The following is a 20,485-nucleotide window of genomic DNA, read 5'->3' as shown; positions in this document are numbered from 1 at the left end:
CGCGTGTGAGACGCTTGGAGGGTCGCACGGTTGATCGAAGGAGAACGGTGACAGTTTCCGAACGCGCTCACGAGCTGGCGATGGCCGCCGCCCAGGCCGCGGCCGACAAGAAGGCGCAGGACATCGTCATCATCGACGTGGGTGACCAGCTCGCCATCACCGACGCGTTCCTGCTCGCCGCCGCCCCCAACGAGCGTCAGGTGCTGGCCATCGTCGACGCCATCGAGGAGCGGCTGCTGGAGCTGCCGGAGAAGGCCAAGCCGGTCCGGCGCGAGGGCGAGCGGGGCGGGCGCTGGGTGCTGCTCGACTACGTCGACATGGTGGTCCACGTCCAGCACACCGAGGAGCGCGAGTTCTACGCCCTCGACCGGCTCTGGAAGGACTGCCCGCAGATCCCGTTCGTCGACCGGGACCTGGTCGAGGCCGACGCCGCCGCCGGCACCGCACCGGCCGAATGACCCGACTGATCGTCTGGCGGCACGGCAACACCGACTGGAACGCCGCGAGCCGGGTGCAGGGCCAGACGGACGTGCCGCTCAACGACCTCGGCCGCGAGCAGGCCGCCGCCGCCGCGCCCCTGCTCGCGGCGCTGCGCCCCGACGCGATCGTGGCCAGCGACCTGCGCCGCGCCGCCGACACGGCCGCCGCTCTCGCCGCGCTCACCGGCCTGCCGGTGCGCGCCGACGCCCGGCTGCGCGAGCGGCACTTCGGGCGGTGGCAGGGGCTGGAGCTTACCGAGGCGGAGCAGCGCTACCCCGACGAGCACGCCCGCTGGCGGGCCGGCGACCCCGACCCGGGCGCCGACATCGAGAGCCTCGACGACCTCGGCAAACGGGTCGGCGCGGCCCTGCAGGACGCGGCCGACGCCGCGCCCGGCGGGACGATCGTGGTCGCCACCCACGGCGGCGCGGCCCGGCAGGGCTGCGGGCACCTGCTCGGCTGGGACCACGCGGTGCTGCGGGCGATCGGTTCCCTGCGCAACTGCCACTGGACCGAGCTGCGCGACAGCGGCACGCGGGGCTGGCACCTGCGGGCGCACAACGTCGGCGTGCTGACCACCACGGCGGCGGCCGAGGCGGTCTGACCCGGCGGCGGCCGGGCCAGGTGGCCCCGGCGGTCCGGGCCCGGATCGGCTACGGTGCCGGAATGCCCGTCGCGGTCGTCACCGACTCCACCGCCTACCTCCCGCCCGAGCTCGTGCGCCAGCGCGGGCTCACCGTCGTGCCGCTGACCGTGGTGCTCAACGGCGCGGAGGGGCTGGAGGGCGTCGAGACGTTCCCCGACGACGCCACCCGGGCGCTCGGCGGCCGGCGGGTCTCGGTCAGCACCTCCCGGCCGGCACCGGAGCAGTTCGCGCGGACGTACCGCGACCTGCTCGACGCCGGTGCCGACGCGGTGGTCTCGGTGCACCTGTCCGCCGAGCTGTCCGGCACCGTCGAGGCCGCCCGGCTGGCCGCCGCGCAGGTCGGCGGCGACCGGGTCGCGGTCGTCGACAGCCGCTCCACCGGCATGGGCCTCGGCTTCCCGGCGCTCGCGGCCGCCGAGGCCGCCGCCGAGGGCGCCGACCTTCCGGGGGTACGCCGCGCGGCGGCCGCCGCGATCGACCGCACCACGATCTACTTCTACGTCGACACCCTGGAGTTCCTGCGCCGGGGCGGCCGGATCGGGGCCGCCGAGGCGCTGCTCGGCACCGCCCTGTCGGTCAAGCCGATCATGCACATGCCGGACGGGGCGATCGTGCTCAAGGACAAGGTGCGCACCGCCAGCCGGGGCGTGGCCCGCCTGGTCGACCTCGCCGTCGAGGCGGCCGGCGACGCCGACGTCGACCTCGCCGTGCACCACCTCGCCGCCCCGCAACGCGCCGAGCAGCTCCTCGCCGCGCTCACCGAGCGACTCGGCGGCCGGGTCCGTTCGACGTACGTCACGGAGGCCGGCGCGGTGGTCGCCGCGCACGCCGGCCCGGGGCTGGCCTGCGTCGTCGTGCACCGCCGTCCCGGCCTGGGCGGGCGGGGATCCGGCTCGGGTCCGGCCAGCTCGGGTCCGGTCGGTGCGGGTTCGGTCGATTCGGGGCCGGTCGGCTCGGGGCCTGACGGAGAAGTGGAGGCGCGCTGATGGGTGGCTCCTTCGTGGTGACGGGCGGGGGCCGGGGGATCGGCCGGGCGATCGTCGAGCGGCTGCTCGCCCCCGGTGACACGGTGGTGGTGCTGGAACGCGACCCGGCGACGACGGAGTGGACCCGGACGCACCACGCCGGGGACCGGGTGCGCGCCGTCGTCGGCGACGCCGGTGACGCGGACGACGCCGCCCGCGCGGCGGACCTCGCCGAACGCGCCGCACCGCTGGCCGGCTGGGTCAACAACGCGGCGGTGTTCCGTGACGGCGCGGCCGACTCCACCGACCCCGCCGAGCTGTACGAGCTGATCGGGCTCAACGTGCGGCCGGCCGTGGTCGGCGCCGCGACGGCCGTCCGCCGGTTCCGGGCCGCCGGGCGGGGTGGGGCGATCGTCAACGTCTCCTCCCACCAGGCCCGCCGGGCAGTCCCCGGCGCACTGCCGTACTCCGTGGCGAAGGCCGCCCTGGAGGGGCTGACCCGGGCGCTGGCCGTCGACCACGGCCGGCACGGCATCCGGACCAACGCCGTCGCGCTGGGCTCGGTGGTGACTGAGCGGCACGAGACGTTCCTCGCCGGCCTTCCGCCGGCCGAGGCGGCGCGGGTCGAGGCGGAACTCGGCCGGCTGCACCCGGTGGGCCGCATCGGCCGCCCGGACGAGGTGGCGGAGGCGGTGGCGTACCTGCTCTCGCCGCAGGCGAGCTTCGTCAACGGCGTCACCCTGCCGGTCGACGGCGGTCGGGCCGCGCTCGGCCTGGACCCCGAGGCCCACTGACCGCAGATCCCGTCGCCGAGCGCTGTCGCCTGCCGTCCCGATGGTAGGTCCGGCCCCTGGCCCCGGACCAGGTGGCGGGACCGTCGGTGCCGGGTGCTCTCCCTGCTGCGTAGGGAGCTGAGTCGAATACGACATCACCGACCACCCCCGTTCCCCCCGACTCGTCGATCAAGAGAAAAGCGTCAGGATTGATCTCGACGGTGACGCAAACTTCTTGATCACCGGGTGGCTGGGCGCGGCCTGCGGGGGGCCTTAGCACATGGTGGGCATGATCAGGCGGTTGTCCACAAGGGCCTTCGTTGTCCACAGGCGGCGGTCGGTGGACCCCGGAGGGGCCTCGTGCCGGCCTAACCTCGCGCCGTGTCAGACGACGAGGAGACGGTCGTGCGGCGGCGACTGCGATGGCTGGCGGGCGACCCGTCGCCGGCTACACCCGCGGTACGCCCGGCCGTGCCGGCGGAGCCGGTCGCGCCACCGGCGGTCGGGCGGCCCGAGGCGACCGGACCGCCGCCGGCACCGGGACCGACGGGTGGGCCTGCTGTGGGGCGGGCCGTCGTGGTGCCGCCGGAGGACCGGTGGCCGCTCGCCGACGGGCCGATGATCGAGCGGCCGGTGCCCTGGCCGGGGGAACGGCACCCCGGCTCGGGCCGACGGATCGCCCGCGCGTCGTCTCCCGTCCGGGACCCGCTCGGGGGTGACGCTCTGGGCCGGTCCGGCTCGTTCGGGGGCGACGCTCTGGGTCGGGCCGGCTCGTTCGGGGACGGTGGTCTGGGCCTGTCCGGCTCGGCCGGAGACGACGGTCTGGGGCGCGCCGGTTCACCCGGGGGCGATGGTCTTGGGCGCGACGGCCTGCTCGGCGGCGACGATTCGGGGCGTTCCGGTGAGTCGACCCTCGGCCCCGACGGCGAGCTGGCGTCCGCGTCGTGGTCGTCGCGGCTGCCGGGGCCCGGCGCGTTCGACCCCGGCCGGCGGGGTGTGCGGGCGCTGGCGGCGGTCGCCGTCGCGGTGGTGCTCGCCGCCGGCTTCTGGGCGTGGCGCTCCCGCCCGCAGGCCGAACCGGTCCGGGCCGAGCCGTCCGCCGCCGCCGGCTTCGACGCGACACCGGGGGCGGAAGCGCCGGTCGCCGCCCCGACGCCGGGCAGTGAGCTGGTGGTGGCCGTCGCCGGCAAAGTACGCCGCCCCGGGCTGGTCCGGGTGCCGGCGGGCGCGCGGGTCGGCGACGCGGTGCAGGCCGCCGGCGGCGCGTTGCCCGGCGTCGACGTGGCATTGCTCAACCCGGCCCGCAAAGTCGCCGACGGCGAGCTGATCCTGGTCGGTGTCACCGCCCCGCCGGGTCAGCCGGGTGCCGCCCCGGCCGCACCTGGGCAGCCGGCCGCCGGGGGTGCGGCGGCCCCGGCCGGGTTGATCAACCTGAACACGGCCACCCTCGCCCAGCTCGACACGCTGCCCGGGGTGGGACCGGTGCTGGCCCAGCGCATCCTCGACCACCGCGACCGCACCGGCGGGTTCCGTTCGGTGGGCGACCTGCGCCAGGTGGAGGGCATCGGCGACTCCCGGTACGAGCAGCTCAAGGAACTGGTGACGGTGTGAGCGGGAGCGCGGGGTCGCCGGCGGCGGATGCGTCGGCAGGCCACGGCGGCGCGGTCGTCACCGCACCCGGGGCTCTGCTGGCCGGGGTCGGGACAGCGGGCGATCCGCCGGCCGAGCGGCCCGCCGGTGTCGGGGACGGGCCCGACCTGCGGCTGGCCGGGCTGGCCGTGGCCGCCTGGCTGGCCGCGCTGGCGAGCCTGCACCTGAGCGCCCGGTCGGCGGCGCTGCTCGCCGCCGGGGCGGCCGGGCTGGCCGTGCTCGTCGCGGCGCATCTGCTCGGCCGGTTGGGACGCCCGGCGGACCCCGTCCGGCGGCACGGGTGGATCGCCGTGGCCGTGCTGCTCGGCGTGGTGTGCGGGGCGACGGCGACGGCCGCCCGGCTCGGCGTCCGGGACGCCCCCGCCGTCCGTGCGCTCGTCGACGACCGGGCCACTGTCACCGCCGACCTGGTCGTACGGGCCGATCCGCGCCCGCTCCGGGGCGTCGCGGGCCGCCCCGCGACCCTGCTGGTCCTGGCCGAGTCGGTCGCCCTGACCGGCCCCGACGGCGTGCGGGTCGCCGCGTCCCTGCGGGTCCTGCTGCTCGCCACCGACCCGGCGTGGCGGGCGTTGCTGCCCGGGCAACGGCTGACCGCCGAGGGGCGACTCGGCGCGCCGCGCGGCGGCGACCTGACCGCCGCGGTGCTCACCGTGCGCGGCCCGCCGACGCCGCACGGACCGCCCCCGTGGTCGCAGCGGGCCGCCGGCACCCTCCGGGCGGGTCTGCAACGCGTCTGCGAGCCGCTGCCCGACGAGCAGGGCGGGCTGCTGCCCGGCCTCGTGGTCGGCGACACCAGTCGACTGCTGCCGGCGGTGGAGGAGGACTTCCGCACGACGGGCATGACCCACCTGAACGCCGTCTCGGGCTCCAACGTGGCGATCGTCGTCGGCGCGGTGCTCCTGTTGGCCCGGTGGGCCAGGGCCGGTCCACGGGTGGCCGCCGGGCTGTGCGTACTGGCCCTGGTCGGTTTCGTCATCCTGGTCCGCCCCTCGCCGAGCGTGGTGCGCGCCGCCACCATGGGCGCGATCGGGTTGGCGGCGCTGGCCGCCGGCCGGCCCCGGGCCGCCCTGCCGGCGCTGGCGGCGGCGGTGGCAGCGCTGGTGTTGTTCGACCCGGAACTGGCCGGCGACCCGGGGTTCGCCCTGTCCGTGCTGGCCACGGCCGGGCTGTTGCTGCTCGCCCCCGGGTGGCGCGACGGGCTGCGCCGGCGGGGTGTGCCGCCCGGGTTCGCCGAGGCGCTGGCCGTGCCGGCCGCCGCGCAGCTCGCCTGCGGCCCGGTGGTCGCCGGGATCTCCGGCACGGTGAGCCTGGTGGCGGTCCCGGCGAACCTGCTGGCCGTCCCGGCGATCGCGCCCGCCACGGTGCTCGGCGTCGCGGCGGCGGTGCTGTCCCCGGTCTGGTCCCCCGGTGCGGAGCTGGCGGCGTGGCTGGCGAGCTGGCCGGCCTGGTGGCTGGTCACGGTCGCCCGGTACGGTGCCCGGCTGCCCGCCGGCACGCTGCCCTGGCCGGACGGGGTGCCGGGCGCGCTGCTGCTGGCCGGGCTGACCGTGGCGCTGCTGGTCGCCACCCGGCGGCCGGTGGTGCGCCGGCTGGTGGCGGTGGTCGCCGTCGCGGTGGTCGCCGGCACCCTGCCGGTCCGCCTCGTCGCCGGCGGCTGGCCGCCCGACCGCTGGGTGGCGGTGGCGTGCGCGGTGGGCCAGGGCGACGCGCTGGTGCTGCCGGTGGCCGTCGGCCGGGCGGTGGTGGTCGACGCCGGTCCGGACCCGGCGGCGGTGGACGGCTGCCTGCGGCGGCTCGGCGTACGGGAGGTGCCGCTGCTGCTGTTCAGCCACTTCCACGTCGACCACACCGGCGGGGTCGCCGGGGTGTTCCGGGGGCGCCGGGTCGCGGCGGTACGCACCCCGCAGTGGCCCGAGCCCGCCGCCGGGCGGGACCTGGTGCGGGCCGCCGCGGCGGCGGGCGGGGCGGTGCTGGCTCCGGCCCCGGCCGGGTGGGCGTACCGGGCCGGCGGGGTGGAACTGGTCGTGCTCGGGCCGCCGTATCCGCTGCGGGGCACCCGGTCCGATCCGAACAACAACTCGCTGGTGCTGCGGGCCACGGTCGCCGGGGTGCGGATCCTGCTCGCCGGGGACGCCGAGACGGAGGAGCAGCGGGCGCTGCTGGACCGGATGCCGCCCGGCGGCGTACGGGCCGACGTGCTGAAGGTCGCCCACCACGGGTCGGCGTACCAGGACCCGGCGTTCCTGGACGCCGTCCGGCCGAGCGTCGCGCTGGTGCCGGTCGGCGCCGGCAACTCGTACGGGCACCCGAACGCCGCCGTTCTCGCCCGGCTGGTGCGCGGCGGTGCCCGGGTGCTGCGCACCGACACCGACGGGGACGTGGCGGTAGTCCGCAGTGGTGGCGGCATGGCCGTGGTGGTCAGGGGCGTGCCGCCCGGACAACGCCCGTGAAACCCCAGGGCATTGGCGGCATTGATGGTATAGAGAGGTGAATGTCTAGATTTGCGTTGAGTGCGGGGTCTGGCGTCACGGGGCTCGACGAGCAGGCACGCGCGGCGGAGGGGACGTGCGAACATGGGCGGCGTGACCGCGCCCGACCTCGCCCCCATTCTGCTGGTCCTCGGCGACGAGGAGTTGCTCGCCACGCGCGCGGTGACCGAAGCGGTGGCCCGGGTCCGCGCCGTCGATGCGGGCGTGGACGTCCGGGAATACCAGGCCGGAGCACTGGCCGTCGGCGAGATCGCCGAGATGCTCAGCCCGTCGCTGTTCGGCGGCCGGCGGGTGCTGGTCCTGCGCTCCGGTCAGGACGCCCGCAAGGACCTGGTCGCCGCCCTGCTGGCGTACGCGAAGAACCCCGACCCCGAGGTCCACCTGGTGGTGCTGCACCTCGGGGCGGCCAAGGGCAAGGCGTTCGCGGACGGGCTGCGGGCGGCCGGCGCGACCGTGGTGCCGGCGGCGAAGCTCAAGGGGCACCGCGAGCGGGTGGCCTTCGTCCGCGACGAGGTGCGCCGGGCCGGCGGCAAATGCACCGACGACGCGGCGGAGGCGCTCATCGCGGCGGTCGGCACCGACCTGCGCGAGCTGGCCGCCGCCTGCTCCCAACTGGTCGCCGACACCGACGGCCGGATCGGTGCCGACACCGTGGCCCGCTACTACAAGGGGCGGGTGGAGGTGACCGGCTTCACCGTCGCGGACGCCACCATGGTCGGCGACGTCCCGGCGGCGCTGGAGGCGCTGCGCTGGGCGCTGCACGTCGGTGTCGACCCGGTCCCGATCGCCGACGCGCTGGCCGACGGCGTACGCACCGTCGCCCGGGTCGCAGCGGCGGGGCGGGGCGACCCGTACCAGCTGGCCAGCAGCCTCGGCATGCCGGCGTGGAAGGTCAAGAGCGCCCAGCAGCGGGCCCGGGGCTGGACGCCGGAGGGACTGGTGCGGGCGATGCAGGCGGCCGCCGAGTGCAACGCGGCGGTCAAGGGCGGCTCGGACGACCGGGCGTACGCCCTGGAGCGGGCGGTCTTCTCGGTCGCGGCGGCCCGGCAGGGCGGCGCCCGGTGAACCGGCCGGTCCGGGCGTCGTGGGCGACCGTGCCTACCGAGGAGGAGCGGTACCGTCCCCTCTACGCCCGGGCCCTCGGCCTGCGGTTCGTCAACCCCGGCGGAGTGCTCTGCTTCCTCTTCTTCGAGGGGGCCGTCTCGCTGGCCGCCCTGCTCGCCTTGGCCGAGCTGGTGACCTGGTGGGCGGTGCTCGTCCTGCCCGCCGCCGTGGCCGTGATGGTCAAACTCAACGACATGGTGGCCGAGCTGGTGGTCCGGACGGCCGCCCTGGTGCCCGAGCAGGAGCGGGACCGCTTCCGCCGGCAGTTGGAGCCGGTCGTCGGCCGCGCCTCGGTGCGGAGTGCGGCCGCCCCGTTCGGCGGTGCCGGTGTCCCGTTCGGGAACCCTGCTGCCTCAGCCCGGAACGTCGGTGCCACTGTGCCCGGTGCCGGTGGCCACGCCGGCGCGGCTGGTGCGGCCGGTGCACGGGGCCGGGTCGCCATCAGCAGCGTGCGGTCTGGCGGACCGCCCGTGGCTCCGGGCGTGGGCCCCGACGCTCTCGTCGACTCCGAATCGGTCGGCCCCGAGATCGTCGATCCCCGGTTCGTGGGCTCCGAGTTCGCCGACCCTCGGTTCGTCGGCTCCGAGTTCGCCGGGTTCGGCCCGGCGCCCTGGGTGGAGGAGACCCGACCCGACCGGTGACCCGACTCCCGGCCCGGGAAGCGGGATCCTTCGGGACGGGGCGATCCTTCGGGACGGGGCGATCCTCGCGGGGCCGGTGGCGGACTGAGGTGATCGACTCCATGTCGCCGACATGGTGGTATCAGCTCCGCCGGAAGGCCCCATGTCGCCGACATGGCAGTGCCCGCGTCGCCCGAAGCCCCGCGTCGCCGCCTACATGACGGCACTCGCGTCGCCGACGTGGCAGCGCCTGCGTTGCCGGAAGGCCCCGCGCCGGGCGGGCAGGCACGCGGAAAGCCGGAAGCCCCGGTGGTCCCGGGGCTTCCGGCTCAGGTCTGTGTTCGCCGCGTCAGGCGGAGAGCGAGACCACGCGCTTGGCGATCGCCGACTTGCGGTTGGCCGCCTGGTTGGAGTGGATCACGCCCTTGCTGACCGCCTTGTCCAGCTTGCGCGAGGCGTCCCGCATGAGAACGGCGGCCTTCTCGGCGTCACCGGCCTCAGCGGCCTCGTGGAACTTCCGGATGGCGGTCTTCAGCGACGACTTGACCGACTTGTTACGCAGCCGGCGCTTCTCGTTCTGCCGGTTGCGCTTGATCTGGGACTTGATGTTCGCCACGCGACAGCCTCGTCTTGATAGCTCGGGTTGGTCTGCTTGTGCGCGCGACGAGCATGCGTCATCGCTGCGCGAAGAGCCAGGTTACCAGGTCCGCCGGGACGAGCCAAAACAGCCCTTCGCGCCCCGCCGGCCGGGCCTCCACCGGACCGGTCACCGCAGGCCGGGCGCGGTAGGCCCGGCACCGCAGGCCGGGCACCGCCGGGCGACGCGGCCCAGCCCCGTGCGGCACCGAGCCTCACGCGGTCAGGCACCGAGCCTCACGCGGTCGGGCGGCGAGCCTCACACGGTCAGGCACCGAGCCTCACGCGGTCGGGCGGCGAGCCTCACGCCGCCTGACAGCGAGCGAGCCCCACGGCGTCAGGCGGCGAGGTCCCAGCCCTGTCGGGCGGCGAGCCAACCGAGGGCCTGCTCACCGCTCCAGCGCTGGTGAGCCCGCAGGTGCGGGGACGCGTCCGTCGGGCCGGAGGCCGCCGAGGTGAGCAGGTACCCCGAGAGCGCAGCGAGCGTCACGTCGAGGGCGTCCGTGGGTGCCCCGGCGGTCGCCGGGTGCCCCGCGAAGAGCGCATCGGCGTCCAGGCCGCTGGCGTGGGCGGTGATCAGCAGGCTGACCAGGTCGAACCAGGCCGGCCCGTGGCAGAGCCAGTTCCAGTCGCAGAACCAGGCCCGTCCGGCCGGGTCGACGAGCACGTTGTCCAGGCGCAGGTCGCCGTGGGCGAGCCCGCCGCGCGCGGCGTAGCCGGGGAGGCGGGACTCCAGCGCGACCAGGTCGGGCAGCCGCCGCCGCGCCCCGGGCGGCAGGTCCGGGGCCGGCTCCCGGCCGGCGGCCACCTCGCACCACCAGAGGATGTCCTCCCGGGCCAGGTCTGCCAGCCGGGGAAGGCCGAGCGCGACCAGTTCGGGCGGCGGGTCGGCCAGGGCCGCCGCCACCTCGGCATATCCGGCCAGGGTGGCGTCGAGGTCGGCGCGGGCCCAGGGCAGCGTGGGCGTCCGGCCGTCGATGGCATCCAGGCCGAGGGCGTACCAGCCGGCCGCCGAGACCGTCCAGCGCGGGCGGGGGACCGGCAGGCCGGCGGGGAGCCGGTCGAGCACGGCGGCCTCCCGGGCGTACCAGTCGACGAGGTGACGCTGCTCGGTCAGCGACGCCGCCTTGACGAACACGCGCCGGCCGTCGGCGCCCGCCACCAGGGCGGCGAAGCCCCGGGTGAACCCGGCACGGGCCACCTTCACCACCGACACGGGCGCGCCCAGCCGGGCGGTCACCGCCGCCCGCAGCCCCGCCGGCAGTTCCGCCCAGGAGGGGCGGTGGGCGGTCGCGTCGTACGACACCGGGGGGAGCGCGATCGGGGTCATCCGCCCATGCTGCCCCACCCCGCCCACTCCCGCCGTACCGTGTCGCCCGCCGGCGTCGGACGGCTCTGCCAGACTGCCAGACCATGAGGACCGACGACTTCTGGCAGTTGATCGACCAGGCCCGGGCCGGCGGGGGCGGCGCGGCCGGCGCGGTCGCCGCCCGGGCGGTCGCGCTGCTGGCCGAGCGCGACGCCGCCGACATCATCGGGTACGCGCGGCACCAGCGCCGGGTGATGGCGGCGTCCTACCGGGCCGAGCTCTGGGGCGCGGCCTACCTGATCAACGGCGGCGCGTCGGACGACGGGTTCGAATACTTCCGGGGCTGGCTGATGACCCAGGGGCGGCAGGTCTTCGCCCGTGCCGTGGCCGACCCGGACTCGCTGGCCGAGCTGCCGAAGATCCGTCAGGCGGCGCTCACCGGCGAGGAGTTCGAGGCGGAGGCGATGCTGACGGTCGCGGAGGAGGCGTACCGGAAGGCGACCGCCGCCGAGCTGCCGCCGGTGGAGGAGGTCCCCTACCCGGAGCTGGGCGAGTTCTGGGACTTCGACGACGAGGAGGAGGCCCGCCGCCAGTTGCCGAAGCTCGCCGCGTTGTTCGTCGAGGCCCCGCAGGAGTGAGCCGTGCTGCGCAGGAGTGGGCCGCGCTGCGCAGGAGTGAGCCCTGCCCACGGGAGTGAGCCGGGGCCGGCGGGGGTGAGCCGGAGTGACGGGCCGGGGCGGGGCCGGCGGCCCGGTGGGACGCCAGGAGGAGTGATCCGACCGCCCCAAGGGCGACGTGGGAGCATAGAGGGGGCTGGCGTCCGCGCCGGCCCGCTCACGTCAGCCGACCAGAACGGACCGCTGTGCCACCGACGCTCGATTCCGGCGCGAACGCTCCTGGTGCCACCGACCCGGCGCGCATCCGGAACTTCTGCATCATCGCCCACATCGACCACGGGAAGTCGACCCTGGCCGACCGGATGTTGCAGCTCACCGGCGTGGTCGACCCCCGGCAGATGCGCGCGCAATATCTGGACCGGATGGACATCGAGCGCGAGCGCGGCATCACCATCAAGAGCCAGGCCGTGCGGATGCCGTGGACGATCCGGGAGGGCGACCGGGCCGGCGAGCAGGCCGTCCTCAACATGATCGACACTCCGGGGCACGTCGACTTCACGTACGAGGTGTCCCGGTCGCTGGCCGCCTGTGAGGGCGCGCTGTTGCTGGTCGACGCCGCCCAGGGCATCGAAGCGCAGACCCTGGCGAACCTCTACCTGGCGCTCGAGAACGACCTCAAGATCATCCCGGTGCTCAACAAGATCGACCTGCCGGCCGCCCAGCCCGAGAAGTACGCCGAGGAGCTGGCCCACCTGATCGGCGGCGACCCGGCGGACTGCATCAGGGTCTCCGGCAAGACCGGCGACGGCGTGCCGTACCTGCTCGACGAGATCGTCCGGCAGTTCGTCCCGCCGGTCGGCGACGCCGCCGCGCCCGCCCGCGCGATGATCTTCGACTCGGTGTACGACGTCTACCGGGGCGTGGTCACCTACGTCCGGGTGATCGACGGCCGGATCAGCGCCCGGGACCGGATCAAGATGATGTCCACCGGCGCGGTCCACGAGCTGCTGGAGATCGGCGTCATCTCCCCGGAGATGGTGAAGGCCGACGCGCTCGGCGTCGGCGAGGTGGGTTACCTGATCACCGGCGTGAAGGACGTCCGCCAGTCCCGGGTCGGTGACACCGTCACCATCAACAGCCGGCCCGCGACCCAGGCCCTGGGCGGCTACAAGGACCCGAAGCCGATGGTCTACTCCGGCCTCTACCCGATCGACGGGTCCGACTACCCCAACCTGCGCGAGGCGCTGGACAAGCTCAAGCTCAACGACGCCGCGCTGGACTACGAGCCGGAGACCTCGGGCGCGCTCGGGTTCGGTTTCCGCTGCGGCTTCCTCGGCCTGCTGCACCTGGAGATCATCCGGGAGCGGCTGGAGCGGGAGTACAACCTCGACCTGATCTCCACCGCCCCGAACGTGGTCTACCGGGCCATCACCGAGGACGGCCAGGAGCTGGTGGTGACCAACCCGAGCGAGTACCCCACCGGCAAGATCGCCGAGGTGTACGAGCCGGTGGTGCGGGCCACCGTCCTGACCCCGAACGACTACGTCGGCGCGGTCATGGAGCTGTGCCAGGGCCGCCGGGGCAGCCTGCTCGGCATGGACTACCTCTCGGCCGACCGCGTCGAGCTGCGGTACACCCTGCCCCTGGCCGAGATCATCTTCGACTTCTTCGACCAGCTCAAGAGCCGCACCAAGGGGTACGCCTCCCTGGACTACGAGCCCTCCGGCGAGCAGGCGTCCGACCTGGTGAAGGTGGACATCCTGCTGCACGGCGAGCCGGTGGACGCCTTCAGCGCCATCGTGCACAAGGACAAGGCGTACAACTACGGCGTCACCATCGCCGCGAAGCTGCGCAACCTGATCCCGCGCCAGCAGTTCGAGGTGCCGATCCAGGCGGCCATCGGCAGCCGGGTGATCGCCCGGGAGACCATCCGGGCGATCCGCAAGGACGTGCTCGCCAAGTGCTACGGCGGTGACATCAGCCGCAAGCGCAAGCTGCTGGAGAAGCAGAAGGAGGGCAAGAAGCGGATGAAGATGGTGGGCCGGGTCGAGGTCCCCCAGGAGGCCTTCATCGCGGCCCTCTCGTCCGACTCCGGCGACGGCAAGGCCGCCGGCAAGAAGTGAGGGTGTCGTCGGTGGCGTGACACCGACCCGGCCGGGGCGCGACGCCCCGGCCGGGTTTGGAATTTCGGGCCCTCGGGAACTTAGCGGTCACGACAGCTACAACACACCGTTGTGACACTTCTTGAGGAGGAGGGCGACCGTGGAGCTCACCGTTTGGGGCATCATCACCGCCATCGTCGTTGGTCTCATCGTCGGCGCTCTGGGCCGCCTGGTCGTCCCGGGTCGGCAGAACATGCCGATCTGGCTGCACATGCTGATCGGCATCGGCGCGGCCCTGCTCGGCACCGTGCTCGCCCGGGCCATGGGCATCGCCACCGAGACCGCCGGTGTCGACTGGGGCGAGCTGCTGGTCCAGGTCGTGCTGGCCGCCATCGCCGTGGCCCTGGTCGCCGGTGTGGGCCGCCGCCGGAGCGTCACCCACCGGTAACGACACATCGCTGGCTCGACGGGCGCCCGACCATTCCGGTCGGGCGCCCGTTCACATTCCATTCGGCCCCCTGGCCTGCGGAGACGTGTCTCGTTGGCACCTTCCTGAACGCATGTCGCGATGACGGGTTTGAATTTCCGGCGGCCCGGGAACTTGATGGTCGCGACAGTGAACAAGCCTTTTAAGCTTTCTGAGGAGAACGACCATGACCGTTGTCGGAATCATTACCGCGCTCATCGTCGGTCTGATCGTGGGCGCTCTGGGCCGCCTGGTCGTCCCCGGTCGGCAGAACATGCCGATCTGGCTGCACATGCTCGTCGGCGTGGGTGCCGCCCTGCTCGGCACCGTGCTCGCCCGGGCCATGGGCATCGCCACCGAGACCGCCGGTGTGGACTGGGGCGAGCTGCTGGTCCAGGTCGTGGTCGCCGCCATTGCGGTGGCGATCGTGGCCGGCGTGGGCGGTCGCCGCAGCGTCACCCACCGGTAAGCATCCCGCAGCGCACGAACGGGCGTCCGGCCTCTGCGGCCGGGCGCCCGTTCGCGCGCGTACGCCCGGTTTTGCCCCGATGTCGGACTGCCCCTGGGTCTCTCGCCTGCGGTACGGTCGCCTCGCCCCCGCCTGCCCCCTGTCGTAAAGGAATTTTTCCTACTAGGGTGCGGCAGAGAAGGTTAGTGCCAGGACGGCGCGAGGGAGATGTGGCGTGAACAGGTGGAAACGGCTGGCCCCGGTCACCGCCGTGGTGGCGTCGGCCGCGATGGTGCTCGCCGGCTGCGGCGGCTCGGGCGACGACGAGGCCGCCGACAACAGCAAGCTGACCGTCTGGATGATGGGCGAGGGCAGCGAGGCGCAGACGGCGTTCCTCGACGGCGTCGAGGCCGAGTTCAAGAAGAAGCACCCCGACACCGACGTCGTCGTCCAGTACATCCCCTGGCTCGAGGCGCCGAAGAAGTTCCAGGCGGCCCTCGCCGGCGGCGAAGGCCCCGACGTGACCGAGCTCGGCAACACCGAGACGCAGGGCTGGGCCGCCCAGGAGGCGCTCGCCGACGTCACCGCCAAGTTCGCCGCCTGGCCCGAGGGCAAGGACATCCTGCCCGACCTCGTCCGCAACGCCCAGCTCGACGGCAAGCAGTACGGCGTGCCGTGGTACGCCGGCGTGCGCGCCCTGTACTACCGCACCGACTGGTTCGCCGAGGCCGGCGTCAAGCCGCCGACGAACTGGGACGAGCTGGTCGCCGCCGCCAAGGCCGTGCAGGCCAAGAAGCCGGGCACCTACGGCATCGCGCTGCCGGGCAACTCGGAGCTGCCCTTCTACTCCTTCCTCTGGGGCGCGGGCGGCGAGATCGCCACCCAGCAGGGCGACACCTGGAAGTCCGGCTACACCAGCCCGCAGGCGCAGCAGGCGGTCAAGTTCTGGACCGACCTCGTCACCGTGCACAAGGTCGCCCCGCCCGCCGCCGCCGGGTGGAACGAGATCGACGCCCGCACCCAGTTCGCCACCGGCAAGGCGGCGATGGCCTTCGCCGGTAGCTGGCAGGCCGGCGCCATCAAGAAGGACAACCCCGAGATCGAGAAGGTCTGGGGCACCTTCCCCATCCCCGGCCCGGACGGCAAGCCGGCCCCGGCCTTCGCCGGCGGCTCGGACATCGCCCTGTGGCAGGACAGCAAGAAGCAGGACCTCGCCTGGGACTACCTGACCGTGCTGCTGAGCAAGCAGAAGGACAAGGAGTTCGCCAGCAGCCTCGGCTTCTTCCCGGTCTACTCCGACCTCGTCGGCGGTGGCGAGTACGCCAACGACAAGATCATGGCCGCGTTCGCCACCTCGTTGCAGAACACCAGGCTGACCCCGCTCACCCCGAAGTGGGTCGAGGTCAGCCGCACCAAGACGGTGACCCAGGCTATGAACAGCTCGGTCATCAAGGGTCAGAAGACGGTCGAGCAGGCCACCGCCGACGCGGCCGCCGAGATGGAAAGCATCCTCAACGCGAAGTGACCACGCTGACCCAGGCGCCGGAGACGCCCGCCGCACGGGAGACCCCCGCGCGGCGGCGTCGCCGGGTCGACCGCCTGCCCTACCTGCTGCTCCTGCCCTGCCTGGCGATCATCGGCGTGCTGCTGCTGTGGCCGCTCGGCCAGGTCGTGGCGATGTCCTTCTTCCGGCTCGACAACGTCCGGCAACTGCGCGGCGACCGGGACTGGCCGTGGGTCGGGCTCGGCAACTACGCCGAGATCCTCGGCGACCCGTTCTTCCGTACGGTGCTGCGCAACACCGTGCTCTTCGCCGCAGCCAACGTCGTCCTCACGATGATCCTCGGCACGCTGGTCGGGCTGCTGCTCAACCGGCTCGGCCGGCGGATGGCCACCTTCGTCGCCAGCTGCGTGATGCTGGCCTGGGCCACCCCGGCGCTGACCGGCACCATCGTGTGGAAGTGGCTGTTCGACGACACCTCGGGCCTGGTGACCTGGCTGTTCAACGCCCTGCCCGACGGGCTGTCGAACGCGTTGTTCGGCCGCGCCGACTGGACCGGGTACGGCTGGTTCAACTCGCCGCTGATGTTCTTCTCGATCCTCACCCTCGTGGTGGTCTGGCACTCGTTCCCGTTCATCGCGGTGAGCGTGCTGGCGGGGCTGAAGAGCGTGCCGAGCGAGCTGCACGAGGCAGCCCGGGTCGACGGGGCCGGCCCGTGGAAGGTCTTCTGGAAGATCACCTTCCCGCTGCTGCGGCCCGTCTTCGGCATCCTCGTGGTGCTCTCCACGATCTGGGACTTCAAGGTGTTCACCCAGCAGTTCGTGCTGGCCGGCGGCACCCAGGACCGGCCGACGTTCATGCTGTCGATCTACTCGTACGCCGAGGCGTTCTCCCCGCCCCCCAAGTACGGCCTGGGCGCGGCGATCGCCGTCATCCTCACGCTGATCCTGCTGGTGGTGACCGGCCTCTACGTGCGGATGGTGCTCAAGCAGGAGGAGGACGCGTGAAGCGCGGCGCGGTGGTGAAGCGGGTCGCCCTCAACGGGGCGGGCCTGCTGGTGGCGCTCTTCGCGGCGTTCCCCGTCTACTGGATGATCGCGACGTCGCTCAAGCCCAACCGGGAGATCTTCTCGGCCACGCCCCGGCCGGTGCCGACCGCGCCGACGCTGGAGCACTACCGGGAGATCCTCACCGGCAACCTCATCCCCGGCGTCACGTTCCTGGACTTCTTCCTCAACTCCGTGCTCGTGGCGGTGTCGACCGTGGTGCTCAGCGGCCTGGTCGCGCTGCTCGCCGCGACGGCGGTGGCCCGGTTCCGGTTCAAGCTGCGCACCAGCTTCCTGATCATGCTGCTGGTGGTGCAGATGATCCCGCTGGAGGCCCTGGTCATCCCGCTGTTCCTGATGATCCAGCGGCTGGGCCTCTACAACACGCTGCCCAGCCTGGTCCTGACGTACCTCGGCTTCTCGCTGCCGTTCGCGGTCTGGATGCTGCGCGGCTTCGTGGCCGCCGTGCCCAAGGAGCTGGAGGAGGCCGCGGCGATCGACGGCGCGAGCCGCGCCCAGACCTTCCGCCGCGTCCTGTTCCCGCTGGTCGCGCCGGGCCTGGTGGCCACGAGCATCTTCTCCTTCATCACCGCCTGGAACGAGTTGATCTTCGCGCTGACCTTCGTCAACGACCAGGACCGCTACACCCTGCCCGTGGCGATGACGTTCTTCTTCGGCCGCGACGACACCGCCTGGGGGCCGGTGATGGCCGCCTCGACGCTGTTCACGCTGCCGGTGATCGTCTTCTTCCTGCTGGTGCAGCGCCGGATGGTCTCCGGCCTGGTGGCGGGCGCCGTCAAGGGCTGAGGCGCGCGGAGGGGCGGCGCCGGGCGGGGCATCGGCGGGCCGCGATGCCGCCGTAGGCTGTCGCCATGACGGGCAGGCTGGTGACGGTGAACCTCGGCGTGGTGACCGAGGCGGAGTGGGCGGGCGACGCGAGCGGCCGCAGCGGGATCGACAAGCGGCCGGTGGACGGGCCGGTGCTGCTGCGCGTCGACGGGGTGGCCGGCGACTTCATCGGCGAACGGGCCCACCACGGGGGCCCCGACCAGATCGTCTACGCGTACGCCGAGGAGGACGCCGCGTGGTGGGCGGCCGAGCTGGGCCGCGACATCCGGCCGGGTGCCTTCGGCGAGAACCTGACCACGTACGCGGTGGACGTGACCGGGGCGGTCGTCGGCGAGCGGTGGCAGATCGGGTCGGCCCTGCTGGAGGTCACCAAGCCGCGCACGCCGTGCCGGACGTTCGCCGGGTTCTGGGGCGTGCCGGATCTGATCAAGCGGTTCACGGTGCGCGCCGCCCCGGGGGCGTACCTGCGGGTGCTGCGGGAGGGCGAGGTCGGCGCGGGCGACCCGGTGGAGGTGGTAGAGCGGCCGGCGCACGGCGTGACCGTCGGCGAGGTGTTCCGGGCGAGCACCCTCGAACCGGAGCTGCTGCCCCGGCTGCTCGACGTCCCCGAGCTGCCCGAGCCGCTGCGGCGGAAGGTCGCGCGCCGGCTCGCCACGCCCGACGCCTGAGGGCCCCGGCGGCCCCGCCGCCGATCGCCGTGCCCAGGTGTTAACAAGGGCCCCCTGCTATGCGGAATGCGTCAACAGGGGGCCCTTCCTTACACCGTCAGCGGAGCCAGGGGATGCTGCGGTCGAGCAGGCCGCGCTCCTTGAGCTCCTTGCGCAGCGGGATCTCGTCGTCGATGTACCCGTTCCAGTTGATGCCCCAGTAGTTGGCGGTGTGGGTGCCCTCGCCGCAGAGCTGGCGCTGCACCGGCGTGCGGTTGGCCCACCACTCGCCGTCGGTGTCGATGTGCAGCTCGTCCAGCGGCCGGATCCACCGGTACGTGTAGCCGACGAAGAGCATCTTGCGGGTGATGTTCGACAGGTTCGTCGACCGGGAGTGCCACTGGCGGCGGTCGAAGATGAACGCGTCGCCCGGGTTCGCGGTGATCTCCACCGTGCCCTCCGGGTCCGGGTTGTGCACCGTCAGGTCCGCCGGGCGGGGCAGCGAGTTCCACAGGTGGCTGCCCGGGATCACCTTGGTCGCGCCGCGGCCGGTCTCCGACAGGTCGGAGAGCACGTACGCCACCTTCAGCGAGAACATCGGCCGGGGCAGGTTCGGGTCCATCGTCTCCGGGTCGGAGTTCTGCCGGTACCCGTCCTGGTGCCACCCCCAGTACGGCTTCTCCGGCTCCAGCGCCGGCGGGGTGACGTCGAGGTGGTTGTGGTGGGTGTAGATGTTCCAGCCGGCCAGCCCCCACATGTACGGGAAGGCGATCGGGTGGGTCAGCAGCTGGCCGAAGAGCTCGTCGCGCTCCAGGAAGCCCAGCAGGTGCAGGGTGCCGTCCTTGGTGGTGTTGCCCTTGGCCTTCTCCTCCGCGTACACGCGGTCGACGGCCTCCTCCAGGGCGGCCCGGTGGTCCTCCGTCAGCACGTTCCGCAGCAGGAGGAAGCCCTGCTCGTGGAACTCCTTGCGGTCGGTGTCGCTGATCGGTTCGTAGCCGGTCCGGCCGTCGTAATCGAACACCGCGTCGTACCCCTCCCCATGAGGTGAAACCATTTCTGGCACAGGACGCCGATGCTACTGCGCCCGCGCGCTCGGGTGCGGAGCGCGCCCGACGGTGCGGGGGAGCGGCCGGACAGTTGGCACCCGTCTGGGTACGGAGGGTGAGATCAGGCGCTTCTTCGGCGGCTTTCGCCGGATATGGAGGATTGTGCGGTAACCGTCGGTGTGGAGAATCGAGGCCGCTCAGGCGTCGGCGAAGACCTCGGCGAGCACCTCGCCGTCGTTCGCCGGGGCGTCGCCCACCCGGCTCCAGGTGCCGGCCTTCGCGGTCCACTCCAGGCCGGCGAAGCGTACCCGCTTCACGCCGTGGTCGGAGGCGTGCGAGACCAGCCAGTGCGCGTACCGCCAGCCGTCGCGCCGGTCGTCGGCCGGCACCGCGAGGCCGGTCAGCTCGGCCGGGGACGCCGCCTCCGGCAGCCCCCAATCAAGGCTCAGGCCCCGGGTCAGCGCGGCGGCGGCGGCCGCGCCCCGCATCACCGGCGTCGCGCCGACCGTGCAGGCCACCGCGCCGGTCGCCTCGCCGAGCAGCGCCCGGGTCAGCACCTCCGACTCGTCCGCCCACTTCTGGTACGCCTCGGGGAACGCCGAGCGCTGCACCTTCTGCGCCGCGTCGGTGACCCGCATCTTCTCCCAGCCGCGCACCCGCTTGAGCGCGGCGTAGAACTTCCGGGTCGCGTACCGGGGGTCGGCGATCTGCGCCTCGGTGCCCCAGCCCTGGCTCGGCCGCTGCTGGAACAGGCCCAGCGAGTCCCGGTCGCCGTCGGGGAGGTTGCGCAGCCCGGACTCCTGGTAGGCCGTCGCGAGGGCGACCACCACGGCCCGCTCGGGCATCTTCCGCTGGACGCCGATGGCGGCGATCGTGGCGGCGTTGGCCATCTGGTCGGCGTCCAGGCGCACCTGGCCGTCGGCCTGCACCGTGCAGGTGCGGCTGGTCAGGGACAGCGGCAGGCGTAGCTGCCCGCCGGCCTGCCGGACGACGAGCCAGATCCCCACCACGGCGATCACGGCGACGACGACACCGGTCGCGACGACTGCCCGACTTCGCACCCGCACCCCCTGTTCGACGGCGTCCGCCAAG

Annotated in this window: 18 protein-coding genes and 2 pseudogenes; 16 read left to right on the top strand and 4 right to left on the bottom strand. The window is 73.6% G+C overall.

Annotation, left to right across the window (positions count from 1 at the left end):
• The first annotated feature begins 47 nt into the window (after nt 1-47).
• From rsfS to LPU61_RS15450, 8 genes and pseudogenes are all read left to right on the top strand, one after another.
• Complete coding sequence (gene rsfS, locus LPU61_RS15485) at nt 48-458, top strand: ribosome silencing factor (RefSeq protein ID WP_043966746.1); 411 nt, start codon at nt 48-50, stop codon at nt 456-458.
• Nucleotides 455-1,084 (top strand): histidine phosphatase family protein, encoded by a 630-nt coding sequence (locus LPU61_RS15480; RefSeq protein ID WP_043966747.1) that lies wholly within the window; start codon nt 455-457, stop codon nt 1,082-1,084. Before rsfS ends, LPU61_RS15480 begins: the two co-directional genes overlap by 4 nt.
• A 62-nt stretch (nt 1,085-1,146) precedes the next feature.
• Nucleotides 1,147-2,007: pseudogene (locus LPU61_RS15475) on the top strand (DegV family protein); the annotation flags it as partial.
• A 104-nt stretch (nt 2,008-2,111) separates the two neighbouring features.
• On the top strand, nt 2,112-2,885 hold the full coding sequence (locus LPU61_RS15470; RefSeq protein WP_043966749.1) for an SDR family NAD(P)-dependent oxidoreductase: 774 nt from the start codon (nt 2,112-2,114) through the stop codon (nt 2,883-2,885).
• 801 nt (nt 2,886-3,686) lie between these two features.
• On the top strand, nt 3,687-4,475 hold the full coding sequence (locus tag LPU61_RS15465) for a helix-hairpin-helix domain-containing protein (RefSeq protein WP_374199683.1): 789 nt from the start codon (nt 3,687-3,689) through the stop codon (nt 4,473-4,475).
• A gap of 74 nt (nt 4,476-4,549) precedes the next feature.
• Nucleotides 4,550-6,964, top strand: coding sequence for a ComEC/Rec2 family competence protein (locus LPU61_RS15460; protein WP_229405308.1), 2,415 nt, complete (start codon nt 4,550-4,552; stop codon nt 6,962-6,964).
• A 123-nt stretch (nt 6,965-7,087) separates the two neighbouring features.
• A complete protein-coding gene (holA, locus tag LPU61_RS15455) occupies nt 7,088-8,068 on the top strand; it encodes a DNA polymerase III subunit delta (RefSeq protein WP_043966751.1) in 981 nt (326 codons plus the stop codon).
• A pseudogene (locus tag LPU61_RS15450) lies at nt 8,065-8,404 on the top strand (hypothetical protein); the annotation flags it as partial. The gene holA and the pseudogene LPU61_RS15450, both read left to right, overlap by 4 nt.
• A gap of 672 nt (nt 8,405-9,076) precedes the next feature.
• Here the strand turns inward: LPU61_RS15450 and rpsT are convergent.
• Together rpsT and LPU61_RS15440 are read right to left on the bottom strand one after the other, a co-directional pair.
• Nucleotides 9,077-9,343 carry a 30S ribosomal protein S20 gene (rpsT, locus tag LPU61_RS15445; protein WP_043966753.1) on the bottom strand — a complete coding sequence of 89 codons (267 nt, stop codon included), beginning with the start codon at nt 9,341-9,343 and terminating at the stop codon, nt 9,077-9,079.
• Nucleotides 9,344-9,700: 357 nt separating this feature from the next.
• Nucleotides 9,701-10,693, bottom strand: a complete 993-nt coding sequence (locus LPU61_RS15440) for a phosphotransferase family protein (RefSeq protein ID WP_229405258.1) — start codon at nt 10,691-10,693, stop codon at nt 9,701-9,703.
• A gap of 83 nt (nt 10,694-10,776) precedes the next feature.
• Here LPU61_RS15440 and LPU61_RS15435 point away from each other — a divergent pair, with 83 nt between their 5' ends.
• The 8 genes from LPU61_RS15435 (at nt 10,777) to LPU61_RS15400 (ending at nt 18,368) form a co-directional block, all read left to right on the top strand.
• Nucleotides 10,777-11,310, top strand: coding sequence for a DUF4240 domain-containing protein (locus LPU61_RS15435; protein ID WP_043966757.1), 534 nt, complete (start codon nt 10,777-10,779; stop codon nt 11,308-11,310).
• A gap of 224 nt (nt 11,311-11,534) precedes the next feature.
• Entirely contained in the window at nt 11,535-13,412 is a 1,878-nt protein-coding gene (gene lepA / locus LPU61_RS15430) for a translation elongation factor 4 (RefSeq protein ID WP_229405257.1), read from the top strand.
• A 139-nt stretch (nt 13,413-13,551) separates the two neighbouring features.
• Entirely contained in the window at nt 13,552-13,839 is a 288-nt protein-coding gene (locus LPU61_RS15425) for a GlsB/YeaQ/YmgE family stress response membrane protein (protein WP_043966762.1), read from the top strand.
• 205 nt (nt 13,840-14,044) lie between these two features.
• Complete coding sequence (locus LPU61_RS15420) at nt 14,045-14,326, top strand: GlsB/YeaQ/YmgE family stress response membrane protein (RefSeq protein WP_043966765.1); 282 nt, start codon at nt 14,045-14,047, stop codon at nt 14,324-14,326.
• 214 nt (nt 14,327-14,540) lie between these two features.
• Nucleotides 14,541-15,830 carry a sugar ABC transporter substrate-binding protein gene (locus LPU61_RS15415; protein ID WP_043966767.1) on the top strand — a complete coding sequence of 430 codons (1,290 nt, stop codon included), beginning with the start codon at nt 14,541-14,543 and terminating at the stop codon, nt 15,828-15,830.
• Nucleotides 15,827-16,813 (top strand): carbohydrate ABC transporter permease, encoded by a 987-nt coding sequence (locus LPU61_RS15410; RefSeq protein WP_043966769.1) that lies wholly within the window; start codon nt 15,827-15,829, stop codon nt 16,811-16,813. Before LPU61_RS15415 ends, LPU61_RS15410 begins: the two co-directional genes overlap by 4 nt.
• A gap of 11 nt (nt 16,814-16,824) precedes the next feature.
• Nucleotides 16,825-17,658 carry a carbohydrate ABC transporter permease gene (locus tag LPU61_RS15405; protein ID WP_043969224.1) on the top strand — a complete coding sequence of 278 codons (834 nt, stop codon included), beginning with the start codon at nt 16,825-16,827 and terminating at the stop codon, nt 17,656-17,658.
• A 65-nt stretch (nt 17,659-17,723) separates the two neighbouring features.
• Entirely contained in the window at nt 17,724-18,368 is a 645-nt protein-coding gene (locus LPU61_RS15400; protein WP_229405256.1) for an MOSC domain-containing protein, read from the top strand.
• Between the two features lie 97 nt (nt 18,369-18,465).
• Here the strand turns inward: LPU61_RS15400 and LPU61_RS15395 are convergent, their stop codons facing one another.
• Together LPU61_RS15395 and LPU61_RS15390 are read right to left on the bottom strand one after the other, a co-directional pair.
• Nucleotides 18,466-19,368 carry a phytanoyl-CoA dioxygenase family protein gene (locus LPU61_RS15395; protein WP_228986774.1) on the bottom strand — a complete coding sequence of 301 codons (903 nt, stop codon included), beginning with the start codon at nt 19,366-19,368 and terminating at the stop codon, nt 18,466-18,468.
• A gap of 222 nt (nt 19,369-19,590) precedes the next feature.
• Nucleotides 19,591-20,460 (bottom strand): hypothetical protein, encoded by an 870-nt coding sequence (locus LPU61_RS15390; protein ID WP_043969225.1) that lies wholly within the window; start codon nt 20,458-20,460, stop codon nt 19,591-19,593.
• Between the last annotated feature and the right edge of the window lie 25 nt (nt 20,461-20,485).

The sequence above is a fragment of the Micromonospora sp. NBRC 110038 genome (assembly GCF_020884815.1).
GTDB lineage: Bacteria > Actinomycetota > Actinomycetes > Mycobacteriales > Micromonosporaceae > Micromonospora > Micromonospora haikouensis.
Note: the sequence above shows the minus strand (reverse complement) of the source record. Positions and strands in the feature narration are given on the sequence as shown.

Bases quoted from the DNA above. Each gene is read 5' to 3' on its own strand.
- LPU61_RS15480 (WP_043966747.1), top strand. From the start codon at position 455: ATGACCCGACTGATCGTCTGGCGGCACGGCAACACCGACTGGAACGCC.
- LPU61_RS15470 (WP_043966749.1), top strand. From the start codon at position 2,112: ATGGGTGGCTCCTTCGTGGTGACGGGCGGGGGCCGGGGGATCGGCCGG.
- LPU61_RS15440 (WP_229405258.1), bottom strand. From the start codon at position 10,693: ATGACCCCGATCGCGCTCCCCCCGGTGTCGTACGACGCGACCGCCCAC.
- holA (WP_043966751.1), top strand. From the start codon at position 7,088: ATGGGCGGCGTGACCGCGCCCGACCTCGCCCCCATTCTGCTGGTCCTC.
- LPU61_RS15435 (WP_043966757.1), top strand. From the start codon at position 10,777: ATGAGGACCGACGACTTCTGGCAGTTGATCGACCAGGCCCGGGCCGGC.
- LPU61_RS15400 (WP_229405256.1), top strand. From the start codon at position 17,724: ATGACGGGCAGGCTGGTGACGGTGAACCTCGGCGTGGTGACCGAGGCG.
- LPU61_RS15420 (WP_043966765.1), top strand. From the start codon at position 14,045: ATGACCGTTGTCGGAATCATTACCGCGCTCATCGTCGGTCTGATCGTG.